Source organism: Pseudomonas sp. LD120, from assembly GCF_009861525.1.
In the GTDB taxonomy this organism is placed as follows: Bacteria; Pseudomonadota; Gammaproteobacteria; order Pseudomonadales; family Pseudomonadaceae; genus Aquipseudomonas.
Genome location: NZ_WVHL01000002.1, coordinates 579,849 through 602,158, shown reverse-complemented (window position 1 = coordinate 602,158; position 22,310 = coordinate 579,849). Strand labels below are relative to the sequence as shown.

At 62.8% G+C, this 22,310-nt stretch carries 18 protein-coding genes; 14 read left to right on the top strand and 4 right to left on the bottom strand.

Annotation, left to right across the window (positions count from 1 at the left end; translation table 11 throughout):
* Positions 1-141 precede the first annotated feature (141 nt).
* The 6 genes from PLD_RS05660 to PLD_RS05635 all read left to right on the top strand — a co-directional run bounded on the left by PLD_RS05660 (position 142) and on the right by PLD_RS05635 (position 7,511).
* Positions 142-3,636, top strand: coding sequence for a response regulator (locus PLD_RS05660; RefSeq protein ID WP_159890649.1), 3,495 nt, complete (start codon positions 142-144; stop codon positions 3,634-3,636).
* The gene (locus tag PLD_RS05655; RefSeq protein WP_159890647.1) at positions 3,636-4,451 is read left to right on the top strand and encodes a protein-glutamate O-methyltransferase CheR; all 816 of its coding nucleotides are present in this window, start codon (positions 3,636-3,638) and stop codon (positions 4,449-4,451) included. Before PLD_RS05660 ends, PLD_RS05655 begins: the two co-directional genes overlap by 1 nt.
* Positions 4,448-5,053, top strand: coding sequence for a chemotaxis protein CheB (locus PLD_RS05650; RefSeq protein WP_159890645.1), 606 nt, complete (start codon positions 4,448-4,450; stop codon positions 5,051-5,053). Before PLD_RS05655 ends, PLD_RS05650 begins: the two co-directional genes overlap by 4 nt.
* Positions 5,047-6,231 carry a hybrid sensor histidine kinase/response regulator gene (locus PLD_RS05645; protein WP_159890643.1) on the top strand — a complete coding sequence of 395 codons (1,185 nt, stop codon included), beginning with the start codon at positions 5,047-5,049 and terminating at the stop codon, positions 6,229-6,231. The genes PLD_RS05650 and PLD_RS05645 overlap by 7 nt, the downstream gene beginning before the upstream one ends.
* A 73-nt stretch (positions 6,232-6,304) precedes the next feature.
* Entirely contained in the window at positions 6,305-6,682 is a 378-nt protein-coding gene (locus tag PLD_RS05640) for a response regulator (RefSeq protein ID WP_159890641.1), read from the top strand.
* Between the two features lie 337 nt (positions 6,683-7,019).
* Positions 7,020-7,511: a hypothetical protein gene (locus PLD_RS05635; RefSeq protein ID WP_159890639.1), complete on the top strand. Its 492-nt coding sequence runs from the start codon at positions 7,020-7,022 to the stop codon at positions 7,509-7,511.
* 123 nt (positions 7,512-7,634) lie between these two features.
* On the opposite strand, the gene PLD_RS05630 is transcribed toward PLD_RS05635, so the two are convergent.
* Both PLD_RS05630 and ccoN read right to left on the bottom strand, forming a co-directional pair.
* Positions 7,635-7,853: a cbb3-type cytochrome c oxidase subunit 3 gene (locus PLD_RS05630; RefSeq protein ID WP_159890637.1), complete on the bottom strand. Its 219-nt coding sequence runs from the start codon at positions 7,851-7,853 to the stop codon at positions 7,635-7,637.
* Positions 7,854-7,916: 63 nt separating this feature from the next.
* A complete protein-coding gene (gene ccoN, locus PLD_RS05625) occupies positions 7,917-9,344 on the bottom strand; it encodes a cytochrome-c oxidase, cbb3-type subunit I (RefSeq protein ID WP_159890635.1) in 1,428 nt (475 codons plus the stop codon).
* Positions 9,345-9,611: 267 nt separating this feature from the next.
* Between ccoN and PLD_RS05620 the strand changes: the two genes are divergently transcribed.
* From PLD_RS05620 to PLD_RS05610, 3 genes are all read left to right on the top strand, one after another.
* A complete protein-coding gene (locus PLD_RS05620; protein WP_159890633.1) occupies positions 9,612-11,285 on the top strand; it encodes a nitrite/sulfite reductase in 1,674 nt (557 codons plus the stop codon).
* A complete protein-coding gene (locus PLD_RS05615) occupies positions 11,282-11,776 on the top strand; it encodes a DUF934 domain-containing protein (protein ID WP_159890631.1) in 495 nt (164 codons plus the stop codon). The genes PLD_RS05620 and PLD_RS05615 overlap by 4 nt, the downstream gene beginning before the upstream one ends.
* 163 nt (positions 11,777-11,939) lie before the next feature.
* On the top strand, positions 11,940-12,611 hold the full coding sequence (locus tag PLD_RS05610; RefSeq protein WP_159890629.1) for a DUF3313 domain-containing protein: 672 nt from the start codon (positions 11,940-11,942) through the stop codon (positions 12,609-12,611).
* Between the two features lie 42 nt (positions 12,612-12,653).
* Here the strand turns inward: PLD_RS05610 and PLD_RS05605 are convergent, their stop codons facing one another.
* Together PLD_RS05605 and PLD_RS05600 are read right to left on the bottom strand one after the other, a co-directional pair.
* Positions 12,654-13,634 carry a DUF3829 domain-containing protein gene (locus PLD_RS05605; protein ID WP_159890627.1) on the bottom strand — a complete coding sequence of 327 codons (981 nt, stop codon included), beginning with the start codon at positions 13,632-13,634 and terminating at the stop codon, positions 12,654-12,656.
* Positions 13,631-15,256 (bottom strand): J domain-containing protein, encoded by a 1,626-nt coding sequence (locus PLD_RS05600; protein WP_159890625.1) that lies wholly within the window; start codon positions 15,254-15,256, stop codon positions 13,631-13,633. Before PLD_RS05600 ends, PLD_RS05605 begins: the two co-directional genes overlap by 4 nt.
* Positions 15,257-15,646: 390 nt before the next feature.
* Here PLD_RS05600 and PLD_RS05595 point away from each other — a divergent pair, with 390 nt between their 5' ends.
* From PLD_RS05595 to PLD_RS05575, 5 genes are all read left to right on the top strand, one after another.
* Entirely contained in the window at positions 15,647-16,090 is a 444-nt protein-coding gene (locus PLD_RS05595) for a polyketide cyclase (RefSeq protein WP_159890623.1), read from the top strand.
* 55 nt (positions 16,091-16,145) lie between these two features.
* Entirely contained in the window at positions 16,146-16,823 is a 678-nt protein-coding gene (locus tag PLD_RS05590) for a type 1 glutamine amidotransferase domain-containing protein (protein WP_159890621.1), read from the top strand.
* Between the two features lie 312 nt (positions 16,824-17,135).
* Complete coding sequence (tpx, locus tag PLD_RS05585) at positions 17,136-17,636, top strand: thiol peroxidase (protein ID WP_159890619.1); 501 nt, start codon at positions 17,136-17,138, stop codon at positions 17,634-17,636.
* Positions 17,637-17,814: 178 nt separating this feature from the next.
* Entirely contained in the window at positions 17,815-19,122 is a 1,308-nt protein-coding gene (locus PLD_RS05580) for an MdtA/MuxA family multidrug efflux RND transporter periplasmic adaptor subunit (RefSeq protein WP_159890617.1), read from the top strand.
* Positions 19,119-22,217 carry an MdtB/MuxB family multidrug efflux RND transporter permease subunit gene (locus PLD_RS05575; RefSeq protein WP_159890615.1) on the top strand — a complete coding sequence of 1,033 codons (3,099 nt, stop codon included), beginning with the start codon at positions 19,119-19,121 and terminating at the stop codon, positions 22,215-22,217. Before PLD_RS05580 ends, PLD_RS05575 begins: the two co-directional genes overlap by 4 nt.
* The last annotated feature ends 93 nt before the right edge of the window (positions 22,218-22,310 follow it).

Below are 22,310 nucleotides of genomic sequence, written 5' to 3'. Positions count from 1 at the left end.
ACAAGCGTCGGCAAGAATAACCGCTTCCTTTGTCCCAAGGCAGGACAAATCGCAGGGGACCGGCCCGTGGTTTATAAAACATAGCGGCGATGGCCGGATGTGGGGCAAACTTCGTTTCTTTACGGTGCCAAGGTCCATCAAATGATCCGTCCGTCCTCGGTTGATCAGCAAAGCTTTCGCAAACTGCTGGCCCGCAACATCAGTCTGCCGCTGGGCGTGGGCGTACTCAGCGCGGTTTTTTTCGTGTCCTTGATCACCTACCTGCTCTCGGTGATCCAGTGGGCTCAGCACACGGACCGTGTGATCAACAGCATCACCGAATCGGCGCGCTTGAGCATCGATCTGGAAACTGGCATGCGCGGTTTCTTGCTCACCGGCGACGAGCATTTTCTCGATCCCTATGAAGTGGCCAAACCCCGCATTCTCAGTGAACTGCGCAGCCTGCAGGCCATGGTGGCCGATAACCCGCAGCAGGTGGAGCGGTTCAAGCGCCTGGAAGCCCTGCAAGAGGAATGGAACCGCTACGGTCAGGACATGATCGCCCTGCGCCGGCAGAATGCCGACTATCGTGGCGCGGTCCAGGCCGGGCGCGGCAAGCGCCTGTCCGATGAGGTGCGCAACGAATATGACGACGCGGTGGCCATGGAGCAGCGGCTGCGCCAGGAGCGCAATGAAGACGTCAGTCGCACCACGATTTTCAGTGTGACCTTGTACTTGCTGTTCGTCGCCGGCATCAGCGGCTTGCTGGCCTACATTGGGCGCCGGGATCTGTTGAGCCTCTCCGAGAGCTACAGCGACAACCTCCGGGCCCAGGAAAAAAGCGCTCAACGCCTGGAGCAGCAGGCCTGGCTGCGCAACGGTCAGACCGAGCTGGCCGAGCAGATGCTCGGGCAACTGACCTTGAACCTGTTGGGGCGCAATATTCTGCAATTTTGCGCCCAGTACCTGGGGTCGCCTGTCGCGGCGCTGTATGTCCGTGAGGAGCACGGCGGCCTCAAGCGCGTGGCTGCCTATGGTTTCTCCCGCGAGCAGGAGCAGCAGGAGCAATCGCTGTATGGCGATGAAGGTCTGGTGGGGCAGGCCGCGCAGCACAAACGGCTGATTCGCCTGGACCAGGTGCCGGTGGATTATTTCAAGGTCAGCTCCGGCCTGGGTGACGGCACTCCCCACAGCGTGCTGGTGGTGCCGACCCATGACGACGAACGGGTCAACGGGGTGATCGAGCTGGGCTTTCTGCGGGCCTTGAGCGATCGCGATGTCGAGCTGCTGGAACTGATTGCCGGCAACATCGGCACCTCCATCGAAGCGGCGCGCTATCGCCAGCGCCTGCAAGAAGTGCTGGCCGAAACCCAGCAGCTCAACGAGGAGCTGCAGGTTCAGCAGGAAGAGCTCAAGACCGCCAACGAAGAGCTGGAAGAGCAGTCGCGGATTCTCAAGGAGTCCCAGGCGCACCTGGAAACCCAGCAAGTGGAACTGGAACAGACCAACGAGCAATTGGCCGAACAGGCGCAGATCCTCGCCGAGCAGCGCGATGCCATGGACCTCAAGAACACTGAGCTCAACGCCGCGCAGGTGCAGCTCGAAGAGCGCGCCGAAGAGTTGCAGCGTTCCAGCAAGTACAAGTCCGAATTCCTCGCCAACATGTCCCACGAACTGCGCACACCGCTCAACAGTTCGTTGATTCTGGCCAAGCTGTTGGCGGAAAACCCCCAGGAAAACCTCAGCGCCGAGCAGGTCAAGTTCGCCGAATCCATCTACTCCGCCGGCAATGACCTGCTGAACCTGATCAACGATATTCTCGACATTTCCAAGGTCGAGGCGGGCAAGCTCGAAGTGCGCCCGGAGAACACCAGCGTGCCGCGCCTGGTGGATGCCCTGCGCAGCCTGTTCCAGCCTCTGACCGAGGACAAGGGCCTGGAGTTCTCCGTGCAAGTGCAACCGGGAACCCCGCCAATGCTGTTCACCGATCGCCAGCGGGTCGAGCAGATTCTCAAGAACCTGTTGTCCAACGCGGTCAAGTTCACGGAGAAAGGCCAGGTCAGTCTGAGCGTTTCGCCCCGGCCGGGGGCGGGCATCGCCTTTGCCGTGCAAGACTCGGGGATCGGCATTGCTGAAGACCAGCAAGAAAGCATTTTCGAGGCCTTCCGTCAGGCCGATGGCACCACCAACCGACGTTATGGCGGCACCGGCCTGGGGCTGTCGATCTCCCGCGACCTGGCGGCCCTGCTCGGAGGCTCCATCGGCGTCAGCAGCGAGCCGGGGCGTGGCAGCCTCTTCACCCTGGTACTGCCGGAGCACTACAGCGAGGCGCTTGCGCCGGTGCTGACGCTGGCGGCGCCGGGCGTGCCTGTGGCGCCACCGCCGCCGCCGAGCCCTGCGCCAGTGGTGGCCGAAGCCCAGGGCAGCGAGATTCCTCGTTTCGCCGACGACCGAGACAAGACGCCGTTCAGCCGCCGCTGCATCCTGGTGGTGGAAGATGAGGCTAACTTTGCCAATATCCTCTTCGATCTGGCGCATGAACTGGGTTATCACTGCCTGGTGGCCCACGGTGCCGACGAGGGCTACAGCCTGGCCACCCAGTTCATTCCGGACGCGATCCTGTTGGACATGCGCTTGCCCGATCACTCCGGCCTCACCGTGCTGCAGCGGCTCAAGGAACACGCGCAAACCCGGCACATTCCGGTGCACGTGATTTCGGTGGAAGACCGGGTCGAGGCGGCGATGCACATGGGCGCCGTGGGGTATGCGGTGAAACCCACCACCCGTGAGGAACTCAAGGACGTGTTCGCCCGCCTGGAAGCCAAGCTGACGCAGAAGGTCAAGCGCGTGCTGCTGGTGGAGGACGACGATCTGCAACGCGACAGCATTGCCCGCCTGATTGGCGACGATGACATCGAAATCACCGCTGTGGGCCTGGCGCAAGACGCTCTGGACCTGCTCCGCGAGCATGTCTATGACTGCATGATCATCGACCTCAAGCTGCCGGACATGCTCGGCAACGACCTGCTCAAGCGCATGTCCACCGAGGACATCCGTTCCTTCCCGCCGGTCATCGTCTACACCGGACGCAACCTGACCCGCGACGAAGAGGCTGAACTGCGCAAGTATTCGCGCTCGATCATCATCAAGGGCGCGCGCTCGCCAGAGCGGCTGCTGGATGAAGTGACGCTTTTTCTGCACAAAGTCGAATCGCAGTTGTCCCATGAGCGGCAGAAGATGCTCAAGACCGCCCGCAGCCGCGACAAGGTCTTCGAGGGGCGCAAGATCCTGCTGGTGGATGACGATGTGCGCAACATCTTTGCCCTGACCAGCGCCCTGGAACACAAGGGCGCGGTGGTGGTGATCGGCCGCAACGGTCATGAAGCCATCGCCAAGCTCAATGAAGTCGAAGACATCGACCTGGTGCTGATGGACGTGATGATGCCGGAGATGGACGGTTTCGAAGCCACGGTGCAGATCCGCAAGGACCCTCGCTGGCGCAAGCTGCCGATCATCGCGGTCACGGCCAAGGCCATGAAGGACGACCAGGAGCGCTGCCTGCAGGCCGGCTCCAATGACTACTTGGCCAAGCCCATCGACCTTGACCGGCTGTTTTCACTTATTCGTGTGTGGTTGCCGAAGATGGAAAGAATTTAGTGGAACGCAATACCGAGATCGAACTGCGTTTGCTGATCGAAGCTATTTATCTCAAATACAGCTACGACTTTCGCGATTACTCCGGCGCGTCGATCAAACGTCGGGTCAACCACGCGATGCGCCAGTTTGAGTGCCAGACCATTTCCGCATTGCAGGAACGGGTGCTGCATGACCCGGCCGCGTTCATGCAGTTGCTGCAGTTCCTGACCATCCCGGTCAGCGAGATGTTTCGCGATCCGTCGCACTTCCTGGCGATCCGCCAGGAAGTGGTGCCGCTGCTCAAGACCTACCCGTCGATCAAGATCTGGATCGCCGGTTGCAGCACCGGCGAGGAGGTCTATTCCATGGCCATCCTGCTGCGCGAAGAAGGGCTGTTGGAGCGCACCATCATCTACGCCACCGACATCAACCCCAGCTCGCTGGAAAAGGCCAAGCAGGGGATCTTTTCCCTGGAGAACGTTCGCGCTTATACCCACAACTACCAGCAGGCCGGTGGCCAGCGTTCGTTTGCCGACTACTACACGGCGGCCTATGACTACGCGATTTTCGACAAGAGCTTGCGCGAAAACGTGACCTTCGCCGATCACAGTCTGGCGACGGACAGCGTATTTTCTGAGACTCAGTTGGTTTCATGTCGTAACGTATTGATTTATTTCAATAAAAAATTACAGGATCGCACTTTTGGATTGTTCCATGAGTCGCTCTGTCATCGTGGTTTTCTGGTGTTGGGCAGCAAGGAAACCCTGGAATTTTCCGCCTACGCCAAGCAATTCGAGCCCTTGGTCAAACAAGAACGGATCTACCGCAAGACATGAACCAGGACATTGTCAGACCGAGGCCTCTGCCCCGGGTCGAGGCCGTGGTGGTGGGCGCCTCCGCCGGTGGGGTTGAGGCGTTGCTGGCGCTGTTCAGCGGCTTCACCCAGGGCTTCCGGTTGCCGGTGATCGTGGTGCTGCACGTGCCCGAGGAGCGCCGCAGTCAGTTGGCGGAAGTCTTCGGCCGGCGCCTGGCGCTGACGGTGAAGGAGGCCGACGACAAGGAGCCGGTGGTGCCCGGCACGCTGTACTTCGCCGCCCCCGGTTATCACCTGTCGGTGGAGCAGGACCGCAGTCTGTCGCTGAGCCAGGAAGAGCGCGTCCACCATTCGCGCCCGGCCATCGATTACCTGTTCGAGTCCGCCGCCGATGCCTATGGTCGCAACCTGGCCGCCGTGCTGCTCACCGGGGCGAACCAGGACGGCGCCCGGGGGCTGGCCGAAGTCAAGCACCGGGGTGGGCTGACCATTGTCCAGGACCCCGACGAAGCCTATGTGTCCACCATGCCGGACGCCGCCCTGGCCTTGCAGCAACCGGATTACATTCTCCCTTTGAGCGGCATCAGCCGTCTGCTCGCCGAGCTGGAACGAATCGCATGTTAAGTACTATTCAAGCCAAGCTGCTGATCGTCGACGATCTGCCGGAAAACCTGCTGGCCCTGGAGGCGCTGATCAAGCGTGAGGACCGCACGGTGTACAAGGCGCTGTCGGCGGATGAAGCCTTGTCGCTGCTGCTTCAGCATGAGTTCGCCATGGCGATCCTCGACGTACAGATGCCAGGCATGAACGGTTTCGAATTGGCCGAGCTGATGCGCGGCACCGAGAAGACCAAGAACATTCCCATCGTCTTTGTCAGCGCCGCCGGGCGTGAACTCAACTATGCCTTTAAAGGCTACGAGAGCGGCGCGGTGGACTTCCTGCACAAGCCCCTGGACATTCACGCGGTCAAGAGCAAGGTCAACGTCTTTGTCGATCTGTATCGCCAGAGCAAGGCCATGAAGCAGCAGGTCGAAGCCCTGGAGCAGAGCCGCCGCGAGCAACAAGCGCTGCTCAACAAGCTGCAGGCCACGCAAGACGAGCTGGAGCAGGCGGTGCGCACCCGCGATGACTTCATGTCCATCGTTGCCCATGAGGTACGTACACCGCTCAACGGTCTGATTCTGGAAACCCAGCTGCGCAAGATGCACCTGGCCCGGGAAAACGCCGCGGCCTTCAGCCTGGACAAGATGCACGCCATGGTTGACCGCGACGAGCGCCAGATCAACAGCCTGATCCGCCTGATCGAAGACATGCTGGACATTTCGCGGATCCGCACCGGCAAGCTGTCGATCCGCCCGTCGCGCTTTGATCTGGCGCAACTGGTACGTGGGCTGGTGGAGAATTTTGCGCCTCAGGTGGAGGCTGCGCAGTCATCCCTGAGCCTGCAGGCCGACCAGCCGGTGGAAGGCAACTGGGATGAGTTTCGCATCGAACAGGTGATTTCCAACCTGCTGACCAACGCTCTGCGTTACGGTGCCAAGAGCCTGATCGAAGTGAGAGTGTATGCCGAGAACGGTGAGGCCTGGATCGACGTCCAGGACCATGGAATCGGTATCAGCGAAGAAAATCAGAAGCGTATTTTTCAGCAGTTCGAACGGGTCAGCGCCAGCCATGCGGCGGCGGGGTTGGGCTTGGGGCTGTTCATTTCCGAGCAGATTGTCACCGCCCACGGTGGTTCGATCCGGGTTGAAAGTCGCATGGGTCAGGGCGCGTTGTTTCGCGTGGCTCTGCCCCTTGAGTAAAAGTGTCACGCAGACGCAACCTCTGCGTGACCCAGTGGTCGTATAGGGCCTGTTGGCCGAGCGAAGGTTTTCCATGAGTGAAGATGCACAAGACGTCGTATTGATCGTCGAAGATGAACCGGTGATTTTGATGCTTTTGGCGGATTACCTGTCAGGCCTGGGCTACCGGGTATTACAGGCTGAAAACGGCGAGCAGGCATTTGAGATCCTGGCCAGCAAGCCGCACCTGGATGTGATGATCACCGATTACCGGCTGCCTGGCGGCATTACCGGGGTGATGATCGCCGAACCTGCGGTCAAGTTGCGCCCGGACCTCAAGGTGATTTTCATCAGCGGCTATCCCAACGAAATCCTAGAGTGCGGCAGCCCCATCACCCGCAAGGCGCCAATCCTGGCCAAACCCTTCGACCTCAACAGCCTGCAGGAGCAGATCCAGAAACTGCTGGCTTGACCTGATTCTTGGTCGCGGATCATCCCCGGCTGGCGGTGTTTTCGCAGCCTCGCCGGACCTTGCCAGGCGATCACCAGCTCCCCCCCCCAAGCGCTCTTGGGATCACCGCATCTCCCTCGTCGGAATACCGCCCAAACCATTCGTAGCCAGCGGCACAAGCAACACCATGTAGCCGCTGCCGCAGGCTGCGAACGGTCGCGGTGATGTTGGGTGGGGGGCTGGGGTTCGGCGGGCAATCTTCAAGCCGTTAAACACCTCCACGCTCGGTGCTGGCATCTGCCATGCTCAGGGCCGGCGACCTGCTGTTCCCAACGGTCGAGGCCAAGGAAACATGGCAATGGACGATATCCAGCAATTGGGCGAGATGCTTGGTCATTACGCGGCCAGTGAAGCCCACAAGAAGCAGGTGTTCGACAGTCAGTCGCAGGTGTGGGCCCGTCGCATTCATGAGCTGTTCGGGCAGATTGAAGCCTGGCTGGCCCCGGTTCTGTCGCCGGGCCTGTTAGAGGTGCATCGCGAGCCGTATGTGGCGTTCAGCCCCGCGCTCCCGGTGGAGGCCTCGACCTTCAAGAGCGAGAAGTTGACTCTCCTTATTGTCGGCAAGCCGGTGGAGTTCGTTCCGGATGTCATGGGAGGCAATGGCACGATATCCCTGGCGGTGATCGGCCTGACGGCGGCGCGTCTGGGCAGTGTATCCCTGGTGGGCGAGGCTTCTGGCGGCTGGCAATGGCGCAAGACCAACGGCCTGAAGGATCCGGATATCGTTGCCTTGGATGGCAACTTCCTCGCCGCGCAATTGCAGAGCCTGATCCCCCGTGAACGTGCTTGAACGGCGCTGCCTGGCGCTGACCGGTCGGGTTGCGTTTGCCGGCGCCGGCCGCGATGTGCCTGGGGCGGCACTTTTTGCTCAGCACGCCCGCCACTAGGGGGGAGGCATGTGTCGCGCGTTGAGCTACATGTCCAGGTTGATCCATCCCGGCTTGGGCGCTTCCGGTGCGATGGCGTTGATTTTCTTACCGGTGGCCAACTCCACGCGGCGCGCGACGTCGGGGTCGTCGGCAAAGGGGATCAGGCTGGCGTCGTCCAGGTTCTTGGCGCTCTGGTGGCGCAGGCAGTACTCGATGCAGAGGTAGAGAAACGCCACCCCCAGTAGGTTGAAGAAAATGTCCATCGGTGAGCAGGCTCCCTGAAACGAAGAACGCCGGTCAAGGCGACCGGCGTGCGAGGGGGGGGATCAGGCGATCTGGGCGTCGCTCAGGGCCAGTTTTTCATCGGCCACGCGTACGGTGCGCCAGGTGTTGTAGGCCATCAGCAGCATGCCGCTGAGGAAGAACACGCCACCGGCGAAGCGCACCACGAATCCAGGGTGGCTGGCCACCAGGGCTTCGACGAAGGAGTAGGTGAGGGTGCCGTCTTCGTTGACCGCGCGCCACATCAGGCCCTGGGTGATGCCGTTGACCCACATCGAGGCGATGTACAGCACGGTGCCGATGGTGGCGAGCCAGAAGTGCAGGTTGATCAGCGGCACGCTGTACATCTGCTCGCGGCCGAAGACCTTGGGCACCATGTGGTAGATCGCGCCGAAGGTGATCATCGCCACCCAGCCCAGGGCCCCGGCATGCACGTGGCCGATGGTCCAGTCGGTGTAGTGGGACAGTGCGTTGACGGTCTTGATCGCCATCATCGGGCCTTCGAAGGTCGACATGCCGTAGAACGCCAGGGACAGCACCAGAAAGCGCAGGATCGGGTCGGTGCGCAGCTTATGCCAGGCACCCGACAGGGTCATCATGCCGTTGATCATGCCGCCCCAGCTGGGGGCCAGGAGGATCAGCGACATGGCCATGCCCAGGGACTGCGCCCAGTCCGGCAGGGCGGTGTAGTGCAGGTGGTGCGGGCCGGCCCAGATGTACAGGGTGATCAGGGCCCAGAAGTGCACGATGGACAGGCGATAAGAGTACACCGGGCGTCCGACTTGCTTGGGCACGAAGTAGTACATCATCCCGAGAAAGCCCGTGGTCAGGAAAAAGCCCACGGCGTTGTGCCCGTACCACCACTGGACCATGGCGTCGGTGGCCCCGGAATACACCGGGTAGGACTTGAACCAGTCCACCGGGATCGACAGGTGGTTGACCACGTGGAGCATGGCAATCACCAGGATAAAGGCGCCGAAAAACCAGTTGCCAACATAGATGTGCCGGCACTTGCGTTGCACCACGGTGGTGAAGAAGACAATTGCGTAGGCTACCCAGACCACTGCCATCCACACTGCGCCGGCGAATTCGATTTCGGCGTATTCCTTGGTGGTGGTGTAGCCCAGGGGCAGGCTGATCAGCATGATCACGATCACCGATTGCCAGCCCCAGAAGGTGAAGGCGGCCAGGGTGTCGGAGTACAGCCGCACCTGGCAGGTACGCTGTACTGCGTAGTAGCTGGCGGCGAATTGTGCGCTGCCAGCGAAACCGAAGATCACCAGGCTGGTGTGCAGCGGCCGCAGGCGGCCGAAGGTGGTCCAGGGCAGGTCGAGGTTCATTTCTGGCCACACCAGTTGCGAGGCGATCAACACCCCCATGGCCATGCCGATCACACCCCATACCACGGTTGCGACGACGAATTGGCGAACCACCTTGTAGTTGTAAGCCTGTCCGATTGTTGCTGAGTTCATGGTCAATGCTTCCACGGTTGCAAAGTCTTGCCAGGCCACCCGGTCTGGCACGGGGTGCACTGTAGGAATCAGCGACGAAACAAAACAGGCTCAGAAAAACCACATTAATACGGATCAGATTTATCTCATGTACTACGGCACTCAAGTCGTGGCTGATATGGTTTTTTAGTTTTTACCTGAATCTGTAACGTTCTGCGCCGTACGCGCATAGTCGCCCCCTCACAACACGCGCCGTTAGAGCACGATCAGCTTCGATGAGGTAGGGATATGTATCAGTACGACGACTATGACCGGGCCCTGGTGTTTGAGCGGGTGGCGCAGTTTCGCGATCAGGTCGGGCGCTTCATGGGCGGCCAACTGAGCGAGGAAGAGTTCCTGCCCCTGCGCCTGCAGAACGGCCTATATATGCAGAAGCATGCCTTCATGCTGCGGGTGGCGATTCCCTACGGCACCCTCAGCGCCCGGCAGATGCGCGTCCTGGCCAGCATCGCCCGGGACTTCGACCGTGGTTACGGTCACTTCACCACCCGCCAGAACCTGCAGTTCAACTGGATCGACCTGGCCCAGGTGCCGGACATCCTGCAGCGCCTGGCCGAGGTGGAGATGCACTCCATCCAGACCTCCGGCAACTGTGTGCGCAACATCACCACCGAGGCCTTTGCCGGGGTCGCCGCCGATGAATACCTCGACCCGCGCCCGCTGGCGGAGATCCTGCGCCAGTGGTCCACCATCAACCCGGAGTTCCTGTTCCTGCCGCGCAAGTTCAAGATCGCCATCTGCTCGGCCAAGCAGGACCGCGCGGCGATCATGATGCATGACATTGGGCTCTACCTGTACCGTGCCGCCGACGGCCAGATGCTGCTGCGGGTGATCGTCGGCGGCGGCCTGGGGCGCACGCCGATCCTGGGCCTGCAGATCCGCGAAGGCTTGCCCTGGCAGCACTTGTTGTCCTATGTCGAGGCAGTGCTGCGGGTCTACAACCGCCACGGCCGGCGTGACAACAAGTACAAGGCGCGGATCAAGATCCTGGTCAAGGCGTTGGGCATCGAGGCCTTCGCCAAGGAAGTGGAAGAGGAGTGGCAGCACATCAAGGATGGCCCGGCGCAGCTGACCGACGACGAGTACCAGCGAGTGGCCAGCGCCTTTGTGCCGCCGATCTACGAGCGCCTGGCGGACACTGACCTGGACTACGGCAGCCGCTTGGCCGAGCACCCGGCCTTCGCCCGCTGGGTGGCGCGCAATGTGCACCCGCACAAGGTGCCGGGCTATACCTGTGTGGTGCTGTCGACCAAGCCAGGCCCGGCGTCGCCTCCCGGGGACGTCACCGGCCAGCAGATGGAAGCGGTGGCCGATTGGTCCGAGGACTACGGTTTCGGTGAAATCCGCATTGCCCACGAGCAGAACATCGTCCTGCCGGATGTGCCCAAGTCGCAGTTGTTCGAGCTCTGGCAGCGTGCCTGCGAGCACGGCCTGGGCACCGCCAACGCCGGCCTGCTGACCGATATCATCGCCTGCCCGGGCGGTGACTTCTGCGCCCTGGCCAACGCCCGTTCGCTGCCGATTACCCTGGCCATCCAGCAGCGTTTCGACGACCTGGACTACCTCCACGACCTGGGCGATATCAGCCTGAACATCTCTGGCTGCATGAACGCCTGCGGCCACCACCACATCGGCAACATCGGTATCCTCGGGGTCGACAAGAACGGCAGCGAGTGGTTCCAGGTCACCCTGGGCGGTGCCAAGGGGCGCGACGCCGCCCTGGGCAAGGTGATCGGCCCGTCCTTCAGTGCCGAGGAAATCCCCGAGGTGATCGAGCGCATCATCGCCACCTTCGTGCGTTATCGCGAGAGCGACGAGCCCTTCGTCGATACGCTGCAGCGCATTGGCCTGGAGCCGTTCAAGGAGCGGGTCTATCCCAAGGCTGTGGAGGCTCTGGCATGAACAACCTGCTGCGTCTGCATGAGGGGGAGGCCCAGTTGGTGGAGGACGACGCCTGGACCTGGGTGCGCGGGGGCGACGACCCCTTGCCTGATGGCCCACTGATCCTGCCCCTGGCGCGTTGGCTGATCCGTCGTATCGAGCATCATCCGGCCCGTGACGCGGTGTGGATCGGCCCGGACGATGAGGTGGAAAGCCTCAAGCCCTGGCTCAAGCTGATTCCGCTGATTGCCGTGGACTTCCCCAGTTTTCGCGATGGCCGGGGCTACAGTCAGGCCTATCTGCTGCGGACCCGCTTGGGCTGGATGGGCGAATTGCGGGCCGTTGGCGATGTGTTGCGCGATCAATTGAGCCACATGCGCCAATGCGGCTTTGACAGCTTCGCCGTCCGCGATGACAAATGCGCGCTGGACGCTCTCAAAGGCCTGGCGGGCATGAGCGTGCTGTATGGTCGCTCGGTGATCGAACCGCGTCCGTTGTTCCGCCGCCGCTAGACGGCGGCTTGCCGGCGAAAGGCGGGACGGTTTTTTATCCGCCCTGAAGATCGCTTTCGCCGGCCAGTCAGTGCCTGTGGCGGGTGTGAGGTTTGGCGTTCTTTGGCTATACCTGTAACTCCCCCTGGCCAGTTCCTGGCTGTTTCGCCGACAGGAGTTACCCATGAAGCTTGCACTGATGATGGGCACGGCGTGCTTGGCCTCCTTGGCCATGCTCGGCTGTTCCAGCAACCTGACCCAACCCGACGAATACTCCGGTTTTCTCCAGGACTACAGCCGGCTCAAGGAGGTCAAGTCACCTTCCGGGGTGGAAGTGATGCGTTGGATCGATCCCAAGCTGGATGCAGGCCAGTATCGGGCGATCTACATCGAGCCCACCCAGTTCTACCCGCAGCCGCACGCCACGGCGAAGATTCCCCAGAGCACCCTCAGCGGCATCAGTCAGTACTACGACCAGGCCCTCCGGCGCGAGGCCGTCCGCAGCCTGCCGCTGGCCCAAGGCCCCGGTCCGGGCGTGGTGGTGGTGCGGGCGGCGATCACCGCGGTCACGCGCAAGACCGAAGGCCTGAAGCCTTATGAAGTGATTCCCGTGGCCCTGGTGGCGGCAGCGGTGAGCACCGCCGCCGGGATTCGTGATCAGCAAACCACCCTGGGCACCGAGGCGGTGTTTCTCGATGGCGGCAGCGGCAAGGTGATTGCCCAAGTGGTGCGCAAGGGCACCGGCAAGCCTCTGGAAAACGACACCCAGGTGATGAAGGTCGAAGACGTGAAGAACGTCATCGACGGTTGGGCGGCGGACTTCCATCAATCTTTCGCCAAGCTCAAGGCGCGTTAGCCGCCGTCCATCCGGCGGCGGTCCAGCGGACTGCCGCCCCTTTCAGTAATCCACCTGGGCCTGCTTGTTGTAGTAGCTGAGCAGCGAGTCGTAGGCCCGCACCACGGCGTGATAGTCCTCGCTCAAGCGCTCGGGCGCGGCCCGTTCCTGCCAGTCCTGGTGCAAAGTGCGCAAGGCCTGTTGGTAGTGCAGGGCCGGCCGGGTGATCTGGCTCCACAGGTAATGGGCTGACTGGCTGCGGCCGTTCTGCGGCCGGTGGCGCAAGGGTTGTCCGGCATCCCAGGCCTGCTGCAGATCCTGGCTGGCCTTGGCCAGTTGCACCGGGGTCAGGGTTTTCTTGCGCACCCCCTGACTGAGCTGCTCCACCGTGAGCCGCGCCTGGATCATGTAGTCCAGGAGGTGCCAGTGGATGTCTCGGCCCAGGCGCTGTTCAAGCAGCCGCTGTTGTTCGCGCCGGGCGCCGATGTCGGCGCTGGCCAGGGCGGCGCGCAGGTCGGCGGAGGCTTGCAGGTAGCGGTCGAAGTCGGGCTGGAGGCGGGCCACGGTGGCCGGGTCCTCCTCGGCCGGCATGTAGGCGCCGGGCACCGCGCTGGAATGGGCACGACGGGCCAGGTTGGCCTGGTGCAGCGCGTCTATGTAGCGCTCGGCCAGGCCGATCAGCGGCGCATCGGGCTGCAGGTGGCGCAGGCGATAGAGCATGCGCGGTTCGCATTCGCGCGCGGGCAGGGCGTCCATGTTGGTTTTCGCGCTGTCGGCGAAGTCCCGGGCATTGTTCATCAGGTCGTCGAATGCCAGGCGCCAGGCCGATTGCGCGCCGTAGGTGTAATAGCCCAGGCGCCAGGGCACGTCGTACTGGTTGACGCAGTCGATCAGTGGCGCTCGGGCCGCGGCCTCGGCGCTGGCGCGGCTGTCCAGGCCGGCCAGCCAGAGTTCGAAGCGGGCGATCGGGGCGCCGGCGCCCAGGAGGGCAAACAAGCCGACAATCAGCGCGCAACCGAAGATCAGTAACGGACGCTGGCTCATGGCCGGGCCTCCTGGGGGTACCACTGGGCCTTGGTGGCGGGCGCCGCGCACCCGGGGGCATCGGCGGGCATGCGTGCGCACAGGCGCTCGGTCCAGGGCTGCAGGCCCTGATAGCGCCCGGCGGTGTGGCGTTCGTCGAACCATTTGAAGGTGGCAAGGGCGGCCACCAGCAGTATCAGCGCCGTGCCCAGCAACAGGCGGCGCGGCCAGGGGTTGATGCGTTGCCAGGCACTCAGCGGGTCGATCCGGCGTTGGCGGGCCAGGGCGACCAGCAGTTGGACTCCGAGATAAGCCAGGCTGGCCAGCGGGTGGATCACCGCGCCCAGCAGGCCGCCGAGCAGCACGACGGGCAACAGGTCGCGGATCAGTTGCAGGGAGTGATAGGGCGCGTGGCGCCACGGCAGGCGTCGGCTGAGGCGTTCATCCCATTGGTACAGGCGTTGGCTCAGAGGGCCCCAGAGTCGCTGCAGCCCTTCGCCAGCGGCGCAGAAGCACAAGGACCAGACCAGCGTCACCCCGACAATCTCCCAGGGGCTGGCGTCTTGCCCGCTGTACCGGCCTAAGGCGCCGGCCAGGCACGCCAGGACCACGCCCAGGAGCATCGGCCAACTGTCGATGGCGTGCTCCCAGTCACGCCAGAAGTAGGGATTGCTGGCCGGCATGCCGGCGGCGACTCCCGGATAGTCCGCGGCCAGGTTCGCCGCCAACTTGTGGCAGGCCTGCCAGTCCTGGCTGCCCAGGTGCCGGGCCCAGGCACGGCGCTGGCTGAAGCTCAGGGGTGCCAGCAACAAGCGCGCGGCGCGGTGTTCCGGGGTCATGGGCGGCTCGCTGGCCAGTTGTTGCTGGCGGGCCAGGTATCGCGGGGCCTGATGGCGCTTGAGCAGGCGCGGCCAAAACACCTCTGGGCAGTGGTTGTCGGCGGCGGACCGCCACCCTTGGCCTGTGCACAGCGCCTGGAAGATAGCCACCGACCAATAGGGACTGTCCGCCAGCAATTGCGCCAGCCAGTGGTTGAGCCATTGGCGGTGTTGCAGGTGCAGCAGCCAGGGGTGCGCCGAGCGCTGGGCATAGGCTTGCAGGAACGCGGTTTCATCCCTGGCCTGCAGGGCTGCGGCCAGCGGCGCCTGAACCTGTTGATACAGCTGTTGCTGCAGTTCCAGTACCAGGTATTCCGGCAGGTCCAGGCGCTGCCAGGCGCTCATCCAGCGCAGATGCTCGAAGCCCCAGTGCAGGACCGCCTCGGCCTGTGCCGGGTGTTCGACGCAATGGCGCAGCAGGGCCAGTTCGAACTCATAGGCGCAGTCCTGTTCCTGTGCCTGCTGATAACGCTGGTCGAGCTGCTCGACGTGCAGCTCCTTGAGCAGGATGGCCACCCGCTGCACGGGCGACAGCGCCGACAGCAGCGGCTCGCTGGCGGCCGGGCTGTGGTCGGTATCGCTTTCCAGGGGCTGGTTCTGCTCCCAGTCCTTGTGGGCCAGGGCTTGTTCATAGGCCTCGCGCAAGCGCTGGAAACCTTGCGGATCTTCATCCGGGCGGGTCTGTTTCAGCAGCTTGGCGTAGTGGCGCTTGATGGTGCGGGTATCAGCGGTGACCGGCAGGCCGAGTAGGGTCCAGCAACTCATTGGGCGATAGAACTCCATGCAACCCCTAGCAACATCCAGACATGACTGGAGGACAGGGCGCACCCTACCGGTTTCCCGGGTAAAAGTCCCCCGACTTGAATCCGTCTATTCAACAGCGGCAGGCGTCTGGCGATTCAGTCCAAGTGGCAGGGGCGCGCGGGTTCTGCTGTGCCGCGCTCTGTTGCGCCGGGCGGGCGTGGGGCAGGTCCGAGCGGATTGCCCGGCAGTGGGGATGGCTATTAAAGCGGTTTGTGATTATTTCCATGTACTTAGCATGGTTGAGTTAATGTTGTTTCTAGAATAGAAAAAAACTAATAAAAACAAATAGATATAGTTCATATGTGATGCTGATTGTAATTACTGTGTTGGTTGAACAAGGCGCTGTCAGCTATGCCAGTAGTGGAGCGCACGACTTTTCTGCCGGGCCGCAGTCCAGCCCAGGTGTTGGATTTCTGCCTCGAAGGGGCCAACTTTCCCAAGATCTTTCCCGAGCGCGTGACCCCCTTGGGGGGCATCGACATCAATGACCTGCGCATCAGTGTCGGACGTCAGTTCAGCTTCCTGCACTGGATGTTCGGTGTCATACCGGCGAAATGGACGGTGGTCATCCGCGAGGTCAGCGACCGGCATTTTGTCGATGAAATGCTCAAGGGACCGCTGCGCGCCTTTCGTCATGAACATCGGGTCGAGGCCGCCGAAGGGGGCACCCTGTACACCGACCGCGTGATTTATCGGGCCATCGGTGGCGCACCTTTGGAACGCTGGGTGGTCAACGCCTACAGGGCGCGGATTTTCGATGCCCGGCACCGCAACATGTTGCGCTTGCCGGGGTGATGGCGCCGCGGTGCCGTGTTTGCCCATTCCCATTCAACGTTCAAGGAGCATGCCCATGAGCAAGAAAATACTGGTGGTCCTGACCAGCGTGGCCAAATACCCCAACCTGAACCGAGCCACCGGCCTGTGGCTGGGGGAGGCGGTGCATTTTGTGAAGAAGGTCGAGGCGGCGGGCTTCGCGGTGGATTACGTCAGTCCCAAGGGCGGCTACGTGCCCATCGATCCCCACAGTCTGGCCATGGCCGACGACACCGACTGGCAGTGGTACCAGGACAGCGCCTTCATGAGCCGCCTGGGAGCGACCCTGAAACCGTCGCAGGTCCAGGCCCGGGACTATGTGGCCATCTATTACGCCGGTGGTCATGGCGTGGTTTGGGATTTCCCCGACAACCCCGAGTTGCAGGCCCTGAGCCGGGACATCTACGAGCAGGGCGGTTACGTCAGTTCGGTCTGCCATGGCGCGGTGGGTTTGCTCAACATCAAGCTGGCGGACGGTTCGTTGCTGATCGCTGGCAAGCAGGTCACCGGGTTCTCCAATGAGGAGGAGAAGCTGGTCGAGCTTGACCAGTACGTGCCCTTCCTGACCGAAACCGAACTGCTCAAGCGTGGTGCCCTGTACCAGAAGGCCGGTGAGCCCTGGGCGCCCTTCGCCGTGGAAGATCAGCGGGTGATCAGCGGGCAGAACCCGGCCTCCGGCGGCCCGGTAGCGGACCTGCTGCTGGCGCACCTGTAGGAGCCGGCTTGCCGGCGAAAGGGCCCTTGAGCCTTGCGCTGCTTTTGCGGGCGTCTTCGCTGGCAAGCCAGCTCCTACGCGCGATAGCCAAGTTCGCCTTATGTGGTAGCCGGCTTGCCGGCGAAGACGGCCGTGAGCCGGATGCAAGCTTGCAAACCGCCTTGGCTGGCAAGCCCGTCCCTGCAATCGGCCAGGTAGCCGGACAATTTATCCATGGGGCAATAGGTGCTCGGGCCGTTTCATGCTTAACTTCGGCCTCTCAAGAATTTCTCATTGCTGTTTCATCATCACTGTTCAATAAGGACTCCGTTCATGGCTCAAGTCACTCTTAAAGGCAACCCGGTCCAGGTCAACGGCGAACTGCCACAAGTCGGTTCCAAAGCCCCGGCGTTCACCCTGGTGGGTGCAGGTCTGGCCGATGTTTCCCTGAGCAGCCTCGCTGGCAAGCGCAAGGTGCTGAACATCTTCCCAAGCGTCGACACCCCGACCTGCGCCACGTCGGTGCGCAAGTTCAACGCCCAGGCCAGCGAACTGGTCAACACCGTGGTGCTGTGCATCTCCGCTGACCTGCCGTTCGCCCAGGCCCGCTTCTGTGGCGCCGAAGGCCTGGAAAACGTGCAGAACCTGTCGACCCTGCGCGGCCGCGAGTTTATCGACAACTACGGGGTGGCCATCGCCGACGGTCCGCTGGCGGGCCTGACTGCCCGTGCGGTGGTGGTGCTGGACGAAAACGACACCGTGCTGCACAGCGAGTTGGTCAAGGAAATCGGCGAAGAGCCGAACTACGACGCCGCCTTGGCCGTACTCAAGTAACAGGTTTTACAATTATTCACGGCCTGGCTCTGTCCAGGCCGTTTTTATTTGTGCTTCAGTGGCTTAGCTCTGCACCTTGAAACGTCAGTCGAAGGTAAATTGCCGGTAAAGGCGCTTTGCTAAAAGCGCTCTGGTGCTTATCGTTCAGCCACCCTCAAAGAAGACATTCACGCGCCCAATGGTTGATCAATCCATGCAATCCTCTGCTCCCCGCAACTCCCGTCGCTGGCTGTTCGGTCTACTCGTCTTGCTGCTCGTCGCGGGCCTGTGCTGGACATTCTGGCCAGCCGGCACTCCCCAGTACGAGGCCGAAGGGCAGGCGGCCGGGCATATGGGGCGTAGTGGCAGTGTGCGTCCGGGCTTTGGGGGCGCCAGTGGACCGATCCCGGTGCGAGTGGCGCCAGTGATCCTGGGTGATTTCCCCCTGTACTACAAGGCGCTGGGGACGGTGACCGCGTTGAACACCATCAATGTGCGCAGCCGCGTGGCGGGGGAACTGGTCAAGGTCAACTTCGAGGAAGGGCAGAGGGTCAAGGCCGGCGACTTGCTGGCACAGATCGATCCGCGTCCCTACCAGAACGCTTTGCTCCAGGCCGAAGGCACCTTGCTGCAGAACCAGGCGCAGTTGAAGAACGCCCAGGTCGACCTTGAGCGTTATCGCGGGCTGTATGCCCAGGACAGCATCGCCAAACAGACCCTGGACACCGCTGCGGCGCTGGTTGGCCAGTACCAGGGCACGGTCAAGACCAATCAGGCGGCAGTCAACGACGCCAAGCTCAACCTCGAATTCACCCGCATCCGTGCGCCAATCGGCGGGCGTCTGGGCTTGCGTCAGTTGGACGTGGGCAACCTGGTGTCGGCCAATGACACCACGGCGTTGGTGATCATCGCCCAGACCCAGCCCATCAGCGTGGCCTTCACCCTGCCGCAAGGCAGCCTCGACACCGTGCTCAAGCGTTACCACAGCGGCGCCAAGCTACCCGTGCAAGCCTGGGACCGCAGCGACGTGAAGCTGCAGGCCACGGGGGTGCTGCAAAGCCTGGATAACCAGATCGACACCACCACCGGCACCCTGAAGTTCAAGGCCCGTTTCGATAATCAGGACCAAGGGTTGTTCCCTAATCAGTTCGTCAATGTGCGGCTGCTCGCCGACACCTTGAAGAACGTGGTGCTGGCGCCCTCGGCAGCGGTGCAGTTCGGCACCAATGGCACTTTCGTCTACGCCCTGGATGGCGACGACAAGGTGCAGATCCGGCAACTGCAGGTGGGTGACAGCGATGGCGATCTGACGGTGATCAAGGCCGGCCTGCACGCCGGCGACCGGGTGGTGCTGGAAGGCACCGACCGCCTCAAGGACGGCAGTCGGGTGGAAGTGGTCAACGACCGCAATGAGCTGCCCAGCAGCCCGACCGATCAGTTGCATGGCCAGCCCGGCGGCGCGGCCGTGGCACCAGGTGATGGCAAGGCGCAAAAGGTCGGCGCATGAATTTCTCGCGACTGTTCATCCTCCGTCCGGTAGCCACCACCCTGAGCATGCTGGCCATTGTCCTGGCCGGCCTGATCGCTTATCGCCTGTTGCCGGTCTCGGCCTTGCCCCAGGTGGACTACCCGACCATCCGGGTCATGACCCTGTACCCCGGGGCCAGCCCGGACGTGATGACCAGCGCGGTCACCGCGCCCCTGGAGCGCCAGTTCGGGCAGATGCCCGGCCTGACCCAGATGGCCTCCACCAGCTCCGGCGGCGCCTCGGTGCTGACTCTGCGTTTCAGCCTCGACATCAATATGGACGTGGCCGAGCAGCAGGTGCAGGCGGCGATCAACGCCGCCACCAACCTGCTGCCCAAGGACCTGCCGGCGCCGCCGGTGTACAACAAGGTCAACCCGGCGGACACCCCGGTGCTGACCCTGGCCATCACCTCCAAGACCATGCTGCTGCCCAAGCTCAATGACCTGGTGGACACGCGCATGGCGCAGAAGATCGCCCAGATCAGCGGCGTCGGCATGGTCAGCATCGCCGGCGGCCAGCGCCAGGCGGTGCGGATCAAGGTCAACCCCGAGGCCTTGGCGGCCAACGGCCTGAGCCTGGCGGACGTGCGCACCCTGATTGCCGCGTCCAACGTCAACCAGCCCAAGGGCAACTTCGACGGCCCGACCCGGGTCTCGATGCTCGACGCCAACGACCAGCTGACTTCGCCCAAGGATTACGCCGAGCTGATCCTGGCCTATAAGAATGGCGCGCCCCTGCGCCTGAAGGATGTCGCCGAGATCGTCGATGGCGCTGAGAACGAGCGCCTGGCAGCCTGGGCCAACCAGAACCAGGCGGTGCTGCTGAACATCCAGCGTCAGCCCGGAGCCAACGTGATCGAAGTGGTGGACCGGATCAAGGCGCTGCTGCCGAGCATTACCGACAACCTGCCGGCGGGCCTGGATGTCACGGTGCTCACCGACCGTACTCAGACCATCCGCGCCTCGGTCAAGGATGTGCAGCACGAACTGTTCATCGCCATTGCCCTGGTAGTGATGGTGACCTTCCTCTTTCTGCGCCGGGCCAGCGCCACCCTGATTCCTTCGATTGCCGTGCCGCTGTCGCTGATCGGCACCTTCGGCGTGATGTACCTGGCCGGTTTTTCGGTGAACAACCTGACCCTGATGGCCCTGACCATCGCCACCGGGTTCGTGGTGGACGACGCCATCGTCATGCTGGAGAACATCTCGCGCTTCATCGAAGAGGGCGAGAGCCCGCTGCAGGCTGCGCTCAAGGGCGCCAAGCAGATCGGCTTCACCCTGATCTCGCTGACCCTGTCGCTGATCGCGGTGCTGATCCCGCTGCTGTTCATGGCCGATGTGGTGGGCCGGCTGTTTCGCGAGTTCGCCATCACCCTGGCGGTGGCGATCCTGATTTCCCTGGTGGTGTCCCTGACCCTGACCCCGATGATGTGCGCGCGGCTGCTCAAGCGTGAGCCCAAGGAACAAGAGCAGGGGCGTTTCTACCGCGCCAGCGGGGCCTGGATCGACTGGCTGATCGCAAGCTACGGGCGCAAGTTGCAGTGGGTGCTCAAGCACCAGTTCCTGACCCTGATGGTGGCCGTCGGCACCCTGGGCCTGACCGTGCTGCTGTATCTGGTGGTGCCCAAGGGCTTCTTTCCGGTGCAGGACACCGGGGTCATTCAGGGCATTTCCGAGGCGCCGCAGTCAGTGTCCTTCGCCGCCATGAGCCTGCGCCAGCAGGATCTGGCCAAGATCATCCTGGAGGACCCAGCGGTGCAAAGCCTGTCGTCCTACATTGGTGTCGATGGCGATAACGCCACCCTCAACAGCGGCCGCCTGCTGATCAACCTCAAGCCCCACGGCGAGCGAGACCTGAGCGCGACCCAGGTGATCGCGCGGATCCAGCCGCAAGTCGACAAGCTGCTGGGCATCCGCCTGTTTATGCAGCCGGTGCAAGATCTGACCATCGAAGACCGGGTCAGCCGCACCCAGTACCAGTTCAGCCTGTCGTCGCCGGATGCCGAGCTGCTGAGCCTGTGGAGCAATCGCCTGGTGGAAGCCCTGGCCCAGCGTGCGGAACTCACCGATGTGGCCAGCGACCTGCAGGACAAGGGCTTGCAGGTGTACCTGGTGATCGACCGCGATGCGGCGTCCCGGGTCGGGGTTTCGGTGGCCAACATCACCGACGCCTTGTATGACGCCTTCGGGCAGCGGCAGATTTCCACCATCTACACCCAGGCCAGCCAGTACCGGGTGGTGCTCCAGGCCCAGGCCGGCGAGCGCATCGGGCCTCAGGCGCTGGAGCAGATCCACGTCAAGACCACCGACGGCGGGCAAGTACGGTTGTCGAGCCTGGCCCATGTCGAGGAGCGCCAGGCGCAACTGGCCATCGCTCATATCGGCCAGTTCCCGGCGGTGATGATGTCCTTCAACCTGGCCCCGGGCGTGGCCCTGGGCAAGGCGGTGAACGTCATCGAGCAGGTGCAGCAGGAGATCGGCATGCCGGTGGGGGTGCAGACCCGCTTCCAGGGCGCGGCGGAGGCCTTCCAGGCCTCGCTGTCGAGCACCTTGTTGCTGATCCTGGCGGCGGTGGTGACCATGTACATCGTGCTCGGCGTGCTCTATGAGAGCTACATCCACCCGATCACCATCCTCTCCACCTTGCCCTCGGCGGCGGTGGGCGCCTTGCTGGCGCTGATCCTCAGCGGCAATGACCTGGGCATGATCGCGATCATTGGCATCATCTTGCTGATTGGCATCGTCAAGAAAAACGCGATCATGATGATCGACTTCGCCCTCGACGCCGAACGCCACCAGGGCATGGCTCCGGAGCAGGCGATCTATCAGGCGGCGCTGCTGCGCTTTCGGCCGATTCTGATGACCACCCTGGCGGCGCTGTTCGGCGCCGTGCCCTTGATGCTGGCCAGCGGCTCTGGCGCCGAGCTGCGCCAGCCCCTGGGCCTGGTGATGGTCGGCGGCCTGCTGGTGAGCCAGATCCTCACCCTGTTCACCACGCCGGTGATCTACTTGTACTTCGACCGCTTGGGCCGGCGCTTTGGCAAGCACGAAGTCCTCCAGGAGGAGGGGGTATGAAGCGCCGCAGTGGCAAGCTGCAAGCTACAAGCTGCAAGTTAAAGCAGAAGCAAGAGCGTGCACCGACCCTGCTTTTCTCTTGCAGCTTGGCGC

Coding starts and splice junctions, on each gene's coding strand:
- PLD_RS05660 (WP_159890649.1), top strand. CDS start 142: ATGATCCGTCCGTCCTCGGTTGATCAGCAAAGCTTTCGCAAACTGCTG.
- PLD_RS05650 (WP_159890645.1), top strand. CDS start 4,448: ATGAACCAGGACATTGTCAGACCGAGGCCTCTGCCCCGGGTCGAGGCC.
- PLD_RS05645 (WP_159890643.1), top strand. CDS start 5,047: ATGTTAAGTACTATTCAAGCCAAGCTGCTGATCGTCGACGATCTGCCG.
- PLD_RS05640 (WP_159890641.1), top strand. CDS start 6,305: ATGAGTGAAGATGCACAAGACGTCGTATTGATCGTCGAAGATGAACCG.
- PLD_RS05635 (WP_159890639.1), top strand. CDS start 7,020: ATGGACGATATCCAGCAATTGGGCGAGATGCTTGGTCATTACGCGGCC.
- PLD_RS05630 (WP_159890637.1), bottom strand. CDS start 7,853: ATGGACATTTTCTTCAACCTACTGGGGGTGGCGTTTCTCTACCTCTGC.
- ccoN (WP_159890635.1), bottom strand. CDS start 9,344: ATGAACTCAGCAACAATCGGACAGGCTTACAACTACAAGGTGGTTCGC.
- PLD_RS05620 (WP_159890633.1), top strand. CDS start 9,612: ATGTATCAGTACGACGACTATGACCGGGCCCTGGTGTTTGAGCGGGTG.
- PLD_RS05615 (WP_159890631.1), top strand. CDS start 11,282: ATGAACAACCTGCTGCGTCTGCATGAGGGGGAGGCCCAGTTGGTGGAG.
- PLD_RS05610 (WP_159890629.1), top strand. CDS start 11,940: ATGAAGCTTGCACTGATGATGGGCACGGCGTGCTTGGCCTCCTTGGCC.
- PLD_RS05605 (WP_159890627.1), bottom strand. CDS start 13,634: ATGAGCCAGCGTCCGTTACTGATCTTCGGTTGCGCGCTGATTGTCGGC.
- PLD_RS05600 (WP_159890625.1), bottom strand. CDS start 15,256: ATGAGTTGCTGGACCCTACTCGGCCTGCCGGTCACCGCTGATACCCGC.
- PLD_RS05595 (WP_159890623.1), top strand. CDS start 15,647: ATGCCAGTAGTGGAGCGCACGACTTTTCTGCCGGGCCGCAGTCCAGCC.
- PLD_RS05590 (WP_159890621.1), top strand. CDS start 16,146: ATGAGCAAGAAAATACTGGTGGTCCTGACCAGCGTGGCCAAATACCCC.
- tpx (WP_159890619.1), top strand. CDS start 17,136: ATGGCTCAAGTCACTCTTAAAGGCAACCCGGTCCAGGTCAACGGCGAA.
- PLD_RS05580 (WP_159890617.1), top strand. CDS start 17,815: ATGGTTGATCAATCCATGCAATCCTCTGCTCCCCGCAACTCCCGTCGC.
- PLD_RS05575 (WP_159890615.1), top strand. CDS start 19,119: ATGAATTTCTCGCGACTGTTCATCCTCCGTCCGGTAGCCACCACCCTG.